Genomic DNA, 14,487 nt, shown 5'->3' on the forward strand with positions numbered 1-14,487 from the left:
GCTTGGGCGCGTCCGCCTCTCCTCCGGGGCGGGCGGACCGCCAGGTCGATGCGCCCGGCGCCCGTCGGTGGCCTGCTCGGGGCGGCGGTTGCACCGGACGTCGGCCCTGCCGACTTCCGGTGTCGGGGTTGGCGTCGGTGCTTGTGCGGTGCGAGGTGGGCAATCCCATGGACGTCGATCCAGTCGGCTTTCGGAGAGGACGGGAAGTCGATCGGGTCGACTTCCCGTGCGGTCAGGGGGTGGTGGCTGAGCGGCGTGCGCGAGAAGTCGACCCGGTCGACTTCTGGTGCAGGCGCGGAGGGCGCGGTGGGGCGGTAGGGCGGGGGTGCCGGCTGATCTCCCCGCACCGGAAGTCGATGAGCTCGACTTCCGGTGCGGCTGAGAGGAAGCGTCGAGAGCTCGGCAGGGCAGAGGGTGGCCGGTCCCCCCCGCACCGGAAGTCGGCCCGATCGACTTCCGGTGCGTCACGTCGTGGCTGCCTGGAGGGTGGTGGCCGAGAGGGTGGCGCGGTAGTCGGGGTGGGCGAGGAGGTGGGTGTGGGGGGCGAGGGCGCGGAGGCGGCCCCCGTCGAGCCAGGCGACGAGGTCGGCGCGGGCGGCGACGGTCGCGCGGTGGGCGACGACCAGCCGGGTGCGTCCGTGGGTGGCGCGGTCGAGGGCCTCGGTGACCTGGTACTCGGTGGCGAGGTCCAGGCCGGAGGTGGCGTCGTCGAGGACGACGACGCGGGTGGGGCGGGCCAGCAGCCGGGCGAGGCCGAGGCGTTGGAGTTCGCCGCCGGAGAGCTGGAGGTCGTCGAGCGGGGTGTCCCAGCCGTGGGGGAGCCGGGCCAGGAAGCCGTCCGCGCACGCGGCCGCGGCTTCGGCCGGGCCCGCTCCGGCGAGGGCGTCGCGGATGGTGCGGCCGACCAGGTCGGGCCGGGCGAAGGCGTAGCCGACGGCGTCCCGCAGGGCGGTGGGGGACAGGGTGTCCACCGGGACGCCGTCGATCAGTACGGTGCCCTCGTCGGGGTCGCGCAGTCGCCCCGGCAGTGCGGCGAGCAGTGACTTCCCGGCACCGGAGTGCCCGACCAGGGCGACGGTGCGGCCGCCGGGGACGGTGAGGTCGAGCGGGCCGAGCAGGACCCGTTCGCCGTCGCGCACCACCACGCCCCGCAGGGCGACCTCGCCGGGCCCGCTCGCCGGGAGGGCCGCCGGGCCGGCCGGGGCCGGTGCGAGCGCCAGCAGTTCGTCGACCCGGGCCTGCCCGGCGCGCGCGTGGGCGACCCCGACCAGCGACTCCACCTGTTCGAAGAGCCCCGCGCCGAGCGCCGCCCAGCCCGCCGCCGCGGCGAGCGCGCCCGGGGCGAGGGCGCCGTCGGCGAGCAGCGCCCCGGCGGTGGCGAGCACGGTGATCTCGACCAGGGCGATCAGCAGGGTGGCCTGCCAGGCGGTGCGCCGCTGGGCGGCCCAGAGCGCGTGTCCGGCCGCGGACAGGTCCGGGAGCGGGGCCAGGACCCGGGCGGCTTCGCGGTGTTCGGCGCGCGCCGCGTGGATGCTGCGCAGCCCGGTGAGGGCGCCGCTGAGCCGGGCCGCGAGTTCGGCCTGCACCTCCTGGTAGCGGGCGAACACCGGCCCGGCCCGGTGCAGGAAGAGCCGGATGAGCAGCACGCCGGGCACCACGCCCGCGAAGAAGGCGAGTGCCAGCCACGGCGAGAGCGCGGCCAGTCCGAGGATCGCGCCGATCGAGGTGAGCAGCGCGGTGGCCGCGCCGAGTACGGCGGGGAGCCGGCCGCCCGCGTCGGCGGCCGAGCCGAGGAGCCGGGCGGCGAGGTCGCCGGGTGGCGGCCCGCCGTGCAGGCGGCCGCCGGGCCCGAGGGCGAGGAGGTGGCGGAGCAGGCGCCCGCGCAGGGCGGCGGTGGCCTCGGCCGAGCAGGCCGGTCCGGCGGCCGCCGCGGTGGCGTTGGCGGCGGCGGCCGTCAGCAGCAGGAGGGCGGGTGGGGCGAGGGCGGTCCCGGTCCGGTGGGCGAGGGCGGCGTCGACGGCTGCGGCGAGGACGGCGGGCAGTGCGAGGGTGGTGGCGGCCTCGACCGGCAGGGCGATGCCGAGGGCGAGTGTCCATCCGGTGGGTCGTCGTGGCAAGTCCGGCCTCCTGTCGGTGAGTTGGACGCGGGCGTGGGAAGGCGGGTGTGGGAAGGCGGGTGTGGGAAGGAGGGTGCGGGAAGGCGGGTGCCGCCCTCGCCTGTCCGGACAGGCGAGGGCGGCACCCGTGGGGCCGTTCCTGATCAGCTGTTGGTGAAGATCAGACAGGTCAGGATGAGACAGGTGTACTGGCAGCCGCTGCCGTGGCCGGTCAGCTCGACGGACTCGGTCTCCGGCAGGTCCTGCAGCGCCGCGAGGTCGGTCTCGAAGTCCACCATGTTCTCCATGATCGGGTCCTCCCCTTGAGGGTGTCGCCCGCCGCGATCTGCCTGCGGGCGTCGGGTGTTGACCCCCGGCGCGGCCTCCATCCGCCGCACCGGGGTGGTGCCCCGGGCCTCGACGGGCCCGGGAGTCTGTGGGTGGCCGGGCGGGATCAGCCCGGTCGGCCGGTCCGCAGGAACGCGGCCAGCAGTTCGTGCAGCACGGCGGCGCCCTCCTCGGCGAGCACCTCGTGGCCGGAGCCGGCCGCCTCCACGTACCGGAAGTCCGTGCCCTCGACCCGGCCGATCCGCAGCAACTCGTGCCGCAGCGAACGGGATTGGCCGACCGGTACCACCTCGTCCCGGTTGCCGTGCACGACCAGCAGCGGGGCGCTCAGCCGGTGCGCGAGCTGGAGCACGTCGCGCGGTCCGCGGGCGTCCAGGATCGGGTCGCCGCCGCCCAGCCGGGTGGTCAACGCCCGTACGGGGGGCGCCGCTTCGGCCATCAGCCGGGCGCCGGACAGGAACGGTGCGACCACCGCGCAGCGGGCGACCTGCTCGGTCGGCGCGTGCGCGGCCGCCAGCAGCGCCAGGAAGGCGCCGTAGCTGACCCCGAACAGGGCGGGCGGTTCCAGGCCGAGTGCCGCCCGCTGGCCGGCGATGCCCTCCAGCAGGTAGAGCACGTCGTCCAGGTCGGGGCCGCCCCAGGCGCCCCGGATGGCCAGCGCGTGCGGCACCCCGTAGCCGGTGGAGCCGCGCTGGTTGGGCGCGACCACGGCCAGGCCCTCGGCGGCCATCCGTTGCAGCGCCGGGTCGAACTCCAGCCGCCAGGCGTCGGCGGGGCCGCCGTGCAGCGCCAGCACCAGGTGCGGGTTGCTCAGCCAGGCGTCGCCGCCGTACACCACGGCCTCCAACGGGCCTGCCGGGCCCGCGAGTTCGAGGCTCTGCGCGGGCTGCCAGCGGCTGCCGTCGCCGGGCTGGGTGCTGCCGTCCAGGCGCCAGCCGGCCGGCGGGGTGCGGGTGACGCGCGGTGCACCGGGCTGCCAGGGCAGGACGGTGTCCCGCCACGGGCCGGGCAGGCCCGAGCCCAGGGGCGCGAGTTGCAGCGGCAGCGGCATCGGGGCGGTCTCGGCGGGGGCCGGGCCGTGCGCCAGCAGGGCGTCCACGTCCAGGGTGGCCAGCGCCGCCGGGTGGTCGGGCGAGGAGTACGGGATCCGCAGCCCGGCGCCGTCCCAGTGCCCGACCGCGCCGAGCCGCCCGGGTGGCACCGGCAGCGGGTCCAGCCGCCCGACGGCGGGCCGCCACAGGGCGAGCGCCGAGCCGGCGCCGTGGTCGATCTGCACCGCGACCCGCGGGCCGTCCGCCGCCTGCCGCAGTGCCACCGGGCGCAGGAACATGCCCGAGACGTGCAGGCATTCCGGGAACCGCAGTGGTTCCCCGCCGCCCAGCACGCCCCAGCCGAGCCGGTCGGTGCCGGGCGCGTCGCTGCGCACCATCGCGAAGCGGCTGTCGGGGTCGAACAGCACCAGCCGGTCGTTGCTGTGCTCGCCGATCTCCAGCAGCGGGGTGGTGGTGCCGCTGCGCAGGTCCAGCACCACGCTGCGGACCAGCCCGCCGGCCACCCGGTCCAGGGCGAGCAGCGCGCCCGCGTGGTCCAGCCAGGCGCCGCCGCCGTGCAGGCCGGGGATCTCGGCGACCTGCACGGGCTCGCTGCCGTCCGCCCGGATCAGCCAGGCGGTGGTCGCCGGGCGGGTGTCGGTGCCCAGGGCGATCGCCACCGGGGTGCGCGGGTCGGCGCCGGGGGCCACCGGGAGCGGCAGCAGGCGCAGTCCGGGCATCCGGAGCGAGGCCAACTGCTGTTCCACGGTGCCGTTCCCGCCGTGCGAGAGGCGGACCAGGTCGTGCCGCTCGCCGTCGTGCCGGCAGACCAGCACCGAGCCGTCGGGCAGGGCGACGAGCTGCGAGCGCAGCTGCTCCGACCGGTTGCCGGACAGCGGCAGCGCGGCGGGTACGGCGGGGGAGCCGTCCGGTGGGAGCCGCCAACTCTCCACGTACCAGCCGCTGTCGGCGGCCGCGGCCAGGCAGGCCGCGTGGCTGCCGTCGGCGGCGAAGGAGAAGCTCAGCCGGCGCAGGGCCCGGGTGGTGGCGCGGGTGGCCGTGTTCACGTCTCGCTCACCCCGTCGCTGTCGCAAGGCAGTTGGTCGCGGGCGGGGGTCGGCGGGCAAGGGGGAGCGAGCGGGTGGCTGGGGGAGAGCGGGTCCAGCCAGAGCCGGGGGCCGCCGTGCCGGAGCCGGAGGAGGAAGGCCAGCGGTCCTGCCGTGCCGGTGCCGTAGGCGGCGGCGCAGCCCGTGCCCGTCTCGTCGGGCAGGACCAGCAGGCCGTCGCGCAGTGCGCTCCGGGCCGCGATCAGTCGGGCCAACCGGCGTGCCCCGGAACGGAATTCGGGCTCGTCCGTGGCCTCGGCGAGGTCCAGCAGGTACTCGCCGTCACCGGCCAGGCCGTGGCAGGCGCTCACTCCGCCGTGCCAGCGGCAGGCCAGGACGGCCCGGCCGGCGGCACGGGTGAGGCGCAGCGCCTCGGTGTCGCCGGTGGCCCGCCACAGCCGCAGCAGGAAGCTGCCCGCGCCGGAGGAGCCGCTGCACCAGTGCGGGAGCCGGATGTGCTCGGGGTCGGCGGCGCTCTGCGGCCACCAGGCGCAGGCCCGGTCGGTGCGGCGATCGGCCGCGCCGTTTCGGTCGCCGTCGCCCTCGCTCCACCGCACGGTGGCGCCGAGCGTCCGCCCGGCGTCCAGGGCGGCCGTCGTGCAGGCGTCCCGCAGGGCGCGGTCGCCGGTCGCCCCGGCGGCGGCGAGCAGGAAGGCGCCGACGCCCGCCACGCCGTGCGCGAAGCCGAGGTGGGTGATCCCGGCGAGCGCCGAGTCGAAGTCGGCCGGCACCGGCCAGACCGTCCCGTACGGTTCCCGTCGCGCGGCGGCGAGCAGGGCGCGGGCGCAGCGGTCGGCGCGTTCGGCGAAGCCGTGGTCCGCGCGGAAGTCCTCCCCGGCGAAGCGGAGTTGGGCGAAGCCCGCGCCCGCCGCGCCGTGGCAGACGTCCGGGTTGGGCCACTCGACGGCGATCCGCCGGGCGAGTGCGGCGGCCCGCTCGGCCGCCTCCTGGTCGCCCAGCACCCGGGCGGCGTCGAGCAGTGCCCAGGCCGTTCCCGACCGTCCGAAGTGCAGCCCGGGCAGTACCACCGGCTCGGCGGCGACCCGCCGCTCGATCCAGTCCGCGGCGGTCCGGGCCGTACCCGCGGCCGTCGCCCGGACCTCGGCCGGCAGGCCGGGTGCCGCGGCCGCCCGCGCCAGTACGGCGAGCACGCCCGCGGCGCCGTGCTGGACGTTGCACGGGTCCGTCCGTTCCCCGGCGGGCACCACGGGCCACAGCCGGTCGGACCGTTCCGGTGTCGCGCCGGCGGCGAGGTGCCGCAGGCCGTCGTGCAGCAGCCGGTCGAGGGGCGGGGCATCGGCGTCCGTGCCCGGCCGAGGGGTGGCCTGCCACAGCGGGGCGACCAGAGCGGACACGGCCGGCCTCGCAGCCGCACCGGGCACGGCAGGAGCCGAAACGGCGCCGGGATCCACACAAGGGTCCACGCCCGGCACTCCGCCGCCGCCCCGCCCACCCAGAGCCTTCCCTCCCAGTGCCTTCCCTCCCAGCGCCTCCCGGGCCCGCGCCAGGCTCCACCGCAGCTCCGGCTGCTCGGCCCGCAGCCCCAGGACCACCGGCGCCAGCCGCCGCGCGGTGGCACCCGAGCGGGCCGCCAGGTCGAGCCAGCGGCCGAGCCGTTCGGCGACCGGGCGGGCCCGCGGCAGGTCCTCGGGCAGCAGCGGGTCGTGCCCGGTGGCCAGCAGGAAGAACAGCCCGCCGAGGGCGTAGCGGTCGGCGGCCGGGTCGGCCGTGCCGGTGCCGGCGAGGGCGAGCCGTCCCTGTTCGGGGGCGCGGTAGCCGGGGGTGCCGGCCGTGCCGGCCCGGTGGCCGGTCTCGGCGGCGAGTTCGAGGTCGATCAGCCGCAGGCTGCCGTCCGGCCGGACCATCACGTTGCCGGGGGAGAGGTCGCGCAGCACCAGGCCCTGGCCGTGCACCCGCCCGACCAGGTCGAGCAGTCCGTGCGCCACCGGTCCGGCCTCGGTCCAGTCGACGTCCGGGCTGCCGTCGCGCCGCAGCCGGGCGGCGACCCAGGCGCCGAGCGGCTGCCCGGCGATTCGTTCCTGCACCAGGAAGACGGAGTCGTCCTGCTCGATCAGTTCGACGGCGCGCGGTACCAGCCCCTGCCCGTCCAGCCGGGCGAGCAGCGCGGCCTCGTGCCGCAGCGCGTCGCGGGCGTCGGTCCCGGCGCGGTCGACCTCGATGTGCGCGCGGGCCTGCTTGACCACGACCTCCGCGCCGCTCGCGGCCTCGCGCCCGAGGAACACCCCGCCCTTGGCGCCGTGCCGTACGGCGGCGGTCACCGCGTAGCGCCCGGCCAGCAGCACCCCGCCGCCGCGCCCGCCCCCGGGCCGGTCGCCGCGCCCGCCCCCGCCTGCGTCCCCACGCCGGCGGGGGTCGTCGGCACCGCGCAACGGGTCCCGGACCCACCCCGGCGCCCGGTACGACCCGCCGCGCACGTCCTCGGCCCGTTCCCCGCCGGGCCCGCGCAGCACCGAGCGGTACTCCCCGTCGTTGCCGAGCTCGGCCCGGGCCGCGAACGCGCCGTAGCGGTAGTGCACCCGGCTGCCGGGCCGGTACGGCCGGTCGGAGAGCACCACCGGCCCGGGCAGCCCGGCCGTCACCCGGTCCAGTTCGGTTGCCAGCCGCTGGAACTGGGCGTCGTCCGCCGGGTAGACGGTGATGAACTTGCCCGCCGAACCACGGTCGCTGTTACGGGAGTTGAGCTCGCGCAGCCGCTCCTCGGCGGCGGCGAACTTGAAACTGCACGGGTCCGCGGCGAGCGCCCGGACCACGCCCGCGAGCACCTCCCCACCGACCACCGAGGCAGCGCTGACGTGGAGCTTCCACCCCTGCGCCGGTAACGGCGCGGACGCGGACGGCCGGGCCGTGCACCAGAAGCCCCCGACGGTGACGTCCCAGTCGCCGTCGCCTCCCCGGCCCCCGGTGCCGGCCAGGGCCGCCCGCGTCGCCTCCGGCCACCCCATGCGTCACCACACCCCTTCGTCCTCTGCTCGGCTCCTCGCGACCCCCCTCCAGGGGCTCCCGGCCGAGGTGACCGGGGCAACTCCCGTTCGCAGGAATGAAGTTAGTTTCGAGAAATCCGAAGCCTCAACGCAGAGCCGGTCACTTCACTCGTAAGGGTGATCAGTGGGCGGTTTCGAATTCGTACGAGAACACTGCTGTGAGTAACGGGCGCACGGCGTGCGGGCGCGTACGGCGCGCGCGGGACCCGGACACGCGCCCCAGCTGCAGGTTGACGCGCATCCGTACGCCTGCGGCACCCGCGTCCGAAGCACGCCCGCCGCCGCCCCGCCGTAGCCCCGGCACCGTCCTGCCGCCGTTCCGCCGCCGTCCCCCGATCGGCCGAGGCCCGACCGGCCCCGCGCGCACGGTAGTCTCGACAGGTGCCGAAACTGTCCGACGTCATCACCGCGCTCGAAGAGGTCTACCCCCCGCAGTGGGCGGAGTCCTGGGACGCCGTCGGCCTGGTCTGCGGTGATCCTCAGGCCGAGGTCAGCCGCGTGCTGTTCGCCGTCGACCCCGTCCAGGCGGTCGTCGACGAGGCCGTGGAGTGGGGCGCCGACCTGGTGGTCACCCACCACCCCCTGTACCTGCGCGGCACCACCAGCGTCGCCGCGACCACCTTCAAGGGCCGGGTGGTGCACACCCTGATCACCAACGGCATCGCCCTGCACGTCGCCCACACCAACGCCGACCACGCCGACCCCGGTGTCTCGGACGCGCTGGCCGAGGCCGTCGGCCTGCGGGTCACCGGCCCGCTGGTGCCGGACCCGACCGACCCGCTGGGCCGTCGCGGCACCGGCCGGATCGGCCTGCTGGAGCCCCCGCTGACCCTGTCGGCCTTCGCCGCGCAGGTCGCCGCCGGTCTGCCCGCGACCGCCGCCGGTGTGCGCGTCTCCGGTGACCCGGACCGGCTGATCGGCCGGGTCGCGGTGTGCGGCGGTTCGGGCGACGGCTTCCTCTCCGACGTACGGGCGGCCGGCGTGGACGCCTACGTGACCGCCGACCTGCGCCACCACCCGGCCTCCGAGGCCACCGAGGCCGCGCCGGTCGCGCTGGTCGACGCCGCCCACTGGGCCACCGAGTGGCCCTGGCTCGGCCTGGCCGAGCGCGCCCTGCGGGCCGTCGCCGACCAGCACGGCTGGGCCGTGGAGACCAAGGTCTCCCACCGGGTCACCGACCCGTGGACCGCGCACGCCCCCATGTCCTTCACCGCCTGACCCGATCCACAGGAGCTTTCCCCTTGAACGCCGCGCCCGCCGACCAGATCCGCCTGCTCGACCTCCAGGCCTTCGACTCGAAGCTCGACCAGCTGGCCCACCGGCGCCGGAGCCTGCCCGAGCACGCCGAGATCGACAAGGCCACCGCCGACCACACCGCGCTCAAGGACCTCGTCGTCGCCGCCGAGGCCCAGAAGGGCGACACCGCCCGCGAGCTGACCAAGGCCGAGCAGGACGTCGAGCAGGTCCGCGCCCGCTCCGCCCGCAACCAGCAGCGGCTGGACTCCGGCGCGATCACCTCGCCGAAGGACCTGGAGAACCTCCAGCACGAGATCGGCTCGCTGGCCAAGCGCCAGGGCGACCTGGAAGAGGTCGTGCTGGAGATCATGGAGCGCCAGGAGAGCGCCAAGACCCGGGTCGACGAGCTGACCGCCCGCCTGGAGCACTCCACCGTCGTCCTCGCCGAGGCCGAGGGCCGCCGCGACGCCGCGTTCGCCGAGATCGACGGCGAGGCCGACAAGGTCAAGCGCGACCGCGAGACCGTCGCCGCCGTCATCCCGGCCGACCTGCTGAAGGTGTACGCCAAGCTGCGCGAGACCCAGGGCGGCGTCGGCGCGGCCCGGCTCTACCAGCGCCGCTGCGAGGGCTGCCGCACCGAGTTCTCGATCACCGAGCTGAACGCCATCAAGGCCGAGCCCGCCGACAAGGTGGTCCGCTGCGAGAACTGCGGGCGGATCCTGGTCCGCACCGCCGACTCGGGCGCCTGATCCGGTGGCGGCGCGCTTCATCGTCGAAGCGGACGGCGGGTCCCGGGGCAACCCGGGGCCGGCCGGCTACGGCGCGGTGGTCCGGGACGCCGACACCGGGCAGCTCGTCGCCGAGGCCGCCGAGTTCATCGGCCACGCCACCAACAACGTGGCCGAGTACCGGGGCCTGATCGCCGGGCTCAAGGCGGCCCGCGCGCTCGACCCGGACGCCTCCGTGGACGTCCGGATGGACTCCAAGCTGGTCGTCGAGCAGATGTCCGGGCGCTGGAAGATCAAGCACCCCGACATGCAGCCGCTCGCCGCCGAGGCGCGCGCGGTCTTCCCGCGCGGCCGGGTCGGCTACACCTGGATCCCGCGCGAGAAGAACAAGGACGCCGACAAGCTGGCCAACGAGGCGATGGACGCCGGCCGCGACGGGCGCCAGTGGGAGCCCAGGCCCCTGGCCGAAGCCGGGGCCGCCGCCACGGCCGAGGAGCCGCTGCCGAAGCCCCCCGCCCCCAAGGCCGGCTGGGCCGCCCCGGCCGACCTCGGCACCCCGACCACCTTCGTCCTGCTGCGCCACGGCGAGACCCCGCTCACCCCGGAGAAGCGTTTCTCCGGCAGTGGCGGCACCGACCCGGAGCTGTCCGACAAGGGCCGCTGGCAGGCCGAGCGGGCCGCCGACGCCCTGGCCGCGCGCGGCAGCGTCCAGGCGGTCGTCGCCTCCCCGATGCGCCGCACCCGGCAGACCGCCGAGATCGTCGCCGCCCGGCTCGGCCTGGAGGTCCGGTACGAGGAGGGCCTGCGCGAGGTCGACTTCGGCGACTGGGAGGGCCTGACCTTCGCCGAGGTGCAGGAGCGGTACCCGGACGACCTCTCGGCCTGGCTGGGTTCCGCGAAGGCCAAGCCGACCGGCAGCGCCGAGAGCTTCACCACCCTCACCCACCGGGCCGGCGTCGCCCGGGACAAGATCCTCGCCCGGTACGCGGGGAAGACGGTGCTGGTGGTCTCGCACGTCAGCCCGATCAAGACCCTGGTCCGGCTGGCGCTCGGCGCCCCGCCGGACTCGATGTACCGGATGGAGCTGTCCGCCGCCTCGATCTGCGCCGTCCAGTACTACGCGGACGGCAACGCCTCGCTGCGGCTGCTCAACGACAGCTCCCACCTGCGCTGACCCTCCCCACCGGGGGGGTCAGTGCACCTCGGTGACCACCACGTCCAGCTGCCACGGCTTGCGCGCCGTGCCCTCCGCCGCCAGCTCGACCCGGTGGCCCAGCGCCAGCAGCGCGTCCATCAGCTCGGCCGGGGTCTTCGGCTCGGCCCCGGCGACCAGCAGGTCCCGCACCAGCCGCCCCTTGGTCGCCTTGTTGAAGTGGCTGACCACGCTGCGCTTGCCGTTCCGCTCCTGGAGCACCCGGACGGTCGCCGTACGGGAGGCCACCTCGCCGGCCGGCTTCCAGGCCGCCGCGTACGCGGAGCTGCGCAGGTCCAGCACCAGCCCGTCCGCCACCTCCGGGAGCACGTCGGCCGTCACGCCCCGCCAGTACGCGCCGAGCGCCCCCAGCTCAGGGAGTTTCACGCCCATCGAGCAGCGGTAGGACGGGATCCGGTCGGAGATCCGCACCGCGCCCCAGAGACCGGAGAACACCAGCAGCGCCCGCTCGGCGCGGTCGTACGCGGCGGCGTCCAGGGTGGCCAGCCCCAGGTTGTCGAACAGCACCCCGGTGTACACCTCGGCCGCCGGGCGGGCCCCGGCGGTGGGCAGCCCGGCGTTCTTGGCGATCTCGCCGCGCAGCCCGGGGGTGAGGCCGAGCACCTCGGCGGCGGCGTCCTCGTCGCCCCGGCAGAGGCCCACCAGCGCCTCCAGCACCGCGCCGCGCGCCGCCGTCAGCCCCGGCAGCGACAGCCCGTCGAGCGCGAGCGGCGCGCCGTCCCCGGACGCGGCCTTGCCCTCCGAGGGCGGCAACAGCACCAGCACAGCGGACTCCTCAACAATCTGTGGCGGACGAACCCCGCCACCCTACTGCGGCCGCTCCGGCTCCCAACGCCACGCACAGGGGCGAGTAGTAGCGCAGGTTCAGCCGCCGGAACCGCGCCGAGCGCTCGCTGAGCCGCCCGAACACCACCGGCCCGGTGAGCCCGCGGGCCAGCAGCACCCCGGCCGCCGTCCGCACCCCGGCCCGTTGAAACCCGGCCCGCCGCAACCCCCGCGGGCCCGCCGCCGGCAGCAGCCCGGCCTCCGCCGCCACCAGGTAGGAGGCCGTCCCCAGCAGCCCCGCCACCACCAGACAGGCCGACGGCGGCGGCCCCTCGCCCGCGCCCACCACGGTGTCCACGAACTCCTCCGGCGTCCGCAGCGGCCAGGGCGTCACCGCCCACACCGCGTGCAGCGCCCCCGTCACCGCCAGCCCCGCCGACACCACGCCCCCGGCCGCCTTGACCGCGTCCATCGCCCGCACCCCCTCCGTGAAGCAACGCCCGACCCCACCGTACGAGCCCTTACACCCCTCCGGCCCCCGGCCCGCCCGGGCGGCAATTCGGTGGGCCGGCCCGGCGTTGCCCACTACGGTGACCGGCGAAGGAGAGTGAACGAGATGACCATGCGACCCCTGGACCTGGTGCCCGGCGACGGCGACGCCGAGGAGGAGTCCCTGCCCGTGCGCCTGCCCGCCGGCCTGCCCGCGGAGACCAGGCAGGCGCTGGAGTTCGCGGTGCGGGCGGCGGCCGAGGCCGTGCTGGCCGGCCGGGTGCGCGTGACGGGGTCGGCCACGGAGGCGGACACGGCCGAACTGGCCTTCGAGGTCCGCCAGTCCGAGCTCCCGGAGGCGCTCGCGGACCCGCTCCCGCCGACGCCCGCCGACCCGGCCCCGCAGGACAGGGCCGCGCGCCGGGCCGCGATGGTGGCCCGGATCCGCGCCGGGAACGCCGAGACGCTGGAGAGGTTGAAGGACCTGTGACCACGGAGTACCTGGACCTCGACGACGTCACCTACCTCGCCGGGGGCCCGCAGAACGTCCGCGACCTCGGCGGCCTGCTGTCGGCGATCGCCCGCCCGCAGGCCACCCTGTTCGGCGACGACGCCTACCCCGACCTGTGGACCAAGGCGGCCGCCCTCGGCCAGAGCCTGGCCCGCAACCACCCGCTGGTCGACCGGAACAAGCGCACCGCCTTCGAGGCGATGCTGCTGTTCCTGGACTACAACGCGGAGCCCTACACCGACCCGCACCCGGACGACGCCGTGGCCTTCGTGCTGCGGCTCGCCACCGGCGGCTACGACGACGCGATCGCCCTGGCCGCCAAGGACCTCAGGTCCCTCCTGGGCCGTTGAGCCCCGACGGGCGCGGCCCCCGACGGGCGCGGGCCGCCGGCGGACGCGCCGGGGGCCTGCGCCCGGAACCTCCCGGTCCGCCCTACGCTGGCCTGCATGCCTCGCCGAAAACTGCGCGTCAAGGCCGTCGACTCCGCCCGGATCAACACCGAGCTCACCGAGCTCCGCACCCGCCTGGAGATCCACACCGAGTGGCCCGAGGCCGTGCTCGCGGAGGCGGAGGAGGCCGCCGGGCACCCCCGGCTGCCGGAGTACGACGCCACCGACCTGCCGCTGTTCACCGTCGACCCGCCCGGCTCCCGCGACCTCGACCAGGCCATGCACCTGACCCACCGCCCGGGCGGCGGCTACCGGGTGCACTACGCGATCGCCGACGTCGCCGCCTTCGTCCGCCCCGGCGGAGCCGTCGACGCCGAGGCCCGCCGCCGGGTCGAGACCCTCTACTTCCCGGACCACCGCGTCCCGCTGCACCCCGCCCGGATCTCCGAGGACGCCGCCAGCCTGCTGCCCGGCGAACCCCGCCCGGCCCTGCTCTGGCAGCTGGACCTGGACGCCGACGGCGCCGTCGTGCTGGCGGACCTGCGCCGCGCCCTGGTCCGGTCGCACCGCCGACTGGACTACGCCGCCGTCCAGCGCGCCGTGGACCTCGGCGGCGCCGACGAACAGCTCGCCCTGCTCGCCACCGTCGGCCGGCTGCGCGAGGAGCAGGAGCGGGCCCGGGGCGGGATCAGCCTGCCGGTGCCCGAGCAGGAGGTCGAGGAGACCCTGCACGGCTACGTCCTCGGCTACCGCGCGCTGAGCCCGGCCGACGGCTGGAACGCCCAGATCTCGCTGCTCACCGGCATGGCCGCGGCCGAACTGATGCTGGACGCGGGCGTCGGCCTGCTGCGCACCCTGCCGGCCGCGCCCGCCGCCGCGTACGAGCGGCTGCGCCGGATCGCGGCCGCCCTGGACGTCGACTGGCCGCAGGCCCTCCCGTACCCGGAACTGATCCGCTCGCTGGACCCGGACGCGCCGCTGGACGCCGCCTTCCTGAACGCCTGCACCGGGCTGCTGCGCGGCGCCGGCTACCACGCCTTCGACGAGTCCCGCGGCCTGCCCGCCCCCGCCGAGCCCGGGCACGCCGCGCTGGCCGCCCCGTACGCGCACTGCACCGCGCCGCTGCGCCGGCTCGGCGACCGCTTCGCCCAGGAGGTGTGCGCGGCGGTCGCGGCGGGCGAGGACGTGCCGGACTGGGCGCGCGAGGCGCTGCCGGCCGTACCGGCGCTGATGGCGAGCGGGGACCGGCGGGCGGCCGAGGTGGAACGGGCCTGCGTGGACCTGGTGGAGGCCGAGCTGCTGGTGGGGCGGGAGGGCGAGGAGTTCTCGGCGGTGGTGATCGAGGTGGACGGCAAGCGCCCCGGCTCGGGCGTCGTCCAGCTGCGCGAGCCCGCCGTCCGGGCCCGCTGCGACGCCGCCGACGGCACCGGGGGCGGGCCGCCGCTCCCGCTCGGCCGGGTGATCGACGTCCGCCTCGCCCGGGCCGATCCGGCCACCCGTACGGTCCGCTTCGCCGCGGTCTGAGCCCCCCTCACCCGGCCCGGGGTGGGAGGATCGGTCCGTGCCCGATGCC

At 76.6% G+C, this 14,487-nt stretch carries 12 protein-coding genes; 6 read left to right on the top strand and 6 right to left on the bottom strand.

Features of this window, described 5'->3' with window-relative positions; all coding sequences use genetic code 11:
• Nucleotides 1-464: 464 nt before the first annotated feature.
• The 4 genes from ACFY2K_RS22985 to lanL form a co-directional block, all read right to left on the bottom strand.
• Nucleotides 465-2,117 (bottom strand): ATP-binding cassette domain-containing protein, encoded by a 1,653-nt coding sequence (locus ACFY2K_RS22985; RefSeq protein WP_387713595.1) that lies wholly within the window; start codon nt 2,115-2,117, stop codon nt 465-467.
• Nucleotides 2,118-2,260: 143 nt separating this feature from the next.
• A complete protein-coding gene (locus ACFY2K_RS22990; RefSeq protein ID WP_157882160.1) occupies nt 2,261-2,404 on the bottom strand; it encodes a VenA family class IV lanthipeptide in 144 nt (47 codons plus the stop codon).
• A 146-nt stretch (nt 2,405-2,550) separates the two neighbouring features.
• Nucleotides 2,551-4,542, bottom strand: coding sequence for an alpha/beta fold hydrolase (locus ACFY2K_RS22995; RefSeq protein ID WP_387713598.1), 1,992 nt, complete (start codon nt 4,540-4,542; stop codon nt 2,551-2,553).
• Nucleotides 4,539-7,544, bottom strand: a complete 3,006-nt coding sequence (gene lanL / locus ACFY2K_RS23000; RefSeq protein WP_387713600.1) for a class IV lanthionine synthetase LanL — start codon at nt 7,542-7,544, stop codon at nt 4,539-4,541. The genes ACFY2K_RS22995 and lanL overlap by 4 nt, the downstream gene beginning before the upstream one ends.
• A 420-nt stretch (nt 7,545-7,964) precedes the next feature.
• Here lanL and ACFY2K_RS23005 point away from each other — a divergent pair, with 420 nt between their 5' ends.
• The 3 genes from ACFY2K_RS23005 to ACFY2K_RS23015 are packed head-to-tail and all read left to right on the top strand — an operon-like array spanning nt 7,965 to nt 10,721.
• Nucleotides 7,965-8,801 (top strand): Nif3-like dinuclear metal center hexameric protein, encoded by an 837-nt coding sequence (locus ACFY2K_RS23005; RefSeq protein ID WP_380405641.1) that lies wholly within the window; start codon nt 7,965-7,967, stop codon nt 8,799-8,801.
• Between the two features lie 23 nt (nt 8,802-8,824).
• Nucleotides 8,825-9,568: a zinc ribbon domain-containing protein gene (locus tag ACFY2K_RS23010; RefSeq protein ID WP_380644863.1), complete on the top strand. Its 744-nt coding sequence runs from the start codon at nt 8,825-8,827 to the stop codon at nt 9,566-9,568.
• 4 nt (nt 9,569-9,572) lie between these two features.
• Entirely contained in the window at nt 9,573-10,721 is a 1,149-nt protein-coding gene (locus ACFY2K_RS23015) for a bifunctional RNase H/acid phosphatase (RefSeq protein WP_387713603.1), read from the top strand.
• Between the two features lie 18 nt (nt 10,722-10,739).
• On the opposite strand, the gene yaaA is transcribed toward ACFY2K_RS23015, so the two are convergent.
• Both yaaA and ACFY2K_RS23025 read right to left on the bottom strand, forming a co-directional pair.
• Nucleotides 10,740-11,525: a peroxide stress protein YaaA gene (gene yaaA / locus ACFY2K_RS23020; RefSeq protein WP_375887981.1), complete on the bottom strand. Its 786-nt coding sequence runs from the start codon at nt 11,523-11,525 to the stop codon at nt 10,740-10,742.
• Nucleotides 11,526-11,535: 10 nt separating this feature from the next.
• On the bottom strand, nt 11,536-11,997 hold the full coding sequence (locus ACFY2K_RS23025; protein WP_387713606.1) for a DUF3995 domain-containing protein: 462 nt from the start codon (nt 11,995-11,997) through the stop codon (nt 11,536-11,538).
• A 144-nt stretch (nt 11,998-12,141) separates the two neighbouring features.
• Here ACFY2K_RS23025 and ACFY2K_RS23030 point away from each other — a divergent pair, with 144 nt between their 5' ends.
• The 3 genes from ACFY2K_RS23030 (at nt 12,142) to ACFY2K_RS23040 (ending at nt 14,438) form a co-directional block, all read left to right on the top strand.
• The gene (locus ACFY2K_RS23030) at nt 12,142-12,504 is read left to right on the top strand and encodes a hypothetical protein (RefSeq protein ID WP_380527367.1); all 363 of its coding nucleotides are present in this window, start codon (nt 12,142-12,144) and stop codon (nt 12,502-12,504) included.
• Nucleotides 12,501-12,875 carry a type II toxin-antitoxin system death-on-curing family toxin gene (locus tag ACFY2K_RS23035; protein ID WP_375887989.1) on the top strand — a complete coding sequence of 125 codons (375 nt, stop codon included), beginning with the start codon at nt 12,501-12,503 and terminating at the stop codon, nt 12,873-12,875. The genes ACFY2K_RS23030 and ACFY2K_RS23035 overlap by 4 nt, the downstream gene beginning before the upstream one ends.
• A 96-nt stretch (nt 12,876-12,971) precedes the next feature.
• The gene (locus ACFY2K_RS23040; RefSeq protein WP_380527369.1) at nt 12,972-14,438 is read left to right on the top strand and encodes an RNB domain-containing ribonuclease; all 1,467 of its coding nucleotides are present in this window, start codon (nt 12,972-12,974) and stop codon (nt 14,436-14,438) included.
• Nucleotides 14,439-14,487: the final 49 nt, after the last annotated feature.

It is taken from the genome of Kitasatospora sp. NPDC001309 (assembly GCF_042896295.1).
Taxonomy (GTDB): Bacteria; Actinomycetota; Actinomycetes; order Streptomycetales; family Streptomycetaceae; genus Kitasatospora.

Bases quoted from the DNA above. Each gene is read 5' to 3' on its own strand.
- ACFY2K_RS23025 (WP_387713606.1), bottom strand. From the start codon at position 11,997: ATGGACGCGGTCAAGGCGGCCGGGGGCGTGGTGTCGGCGGGGCTGGCG.
- lanL (WP_387713600.1), bottom strand. From the start codon at position 7,544: ATGGGGTGGCCGGAGGCGACGCGGGCGGCCCTGGCCGGCACCGGGGGC.
- ACFY2K_RS23040 (WP_380527369.1), top strand. From the start codon at position 12,972: ATGCCTCGCCGAAAACTGCGCGTCAAGGCCGTCGACTCCGCCCGGATC.
- ACFY2K_RS22990 (WP_157882160.1), bottom strand. From the start codon at position 2,404: ATGGAGAACATGGTGGACTTCGAGACCGACCTCGCGGCGCTGCAGGAC.
- ACFY2K_RS23030 (WP_380527367.1), top strand. From the start codon at position 12,142: ATGACCATGCGACCCCTGGACCTGGTGCCCGGCGACGGCGACGCCGAG.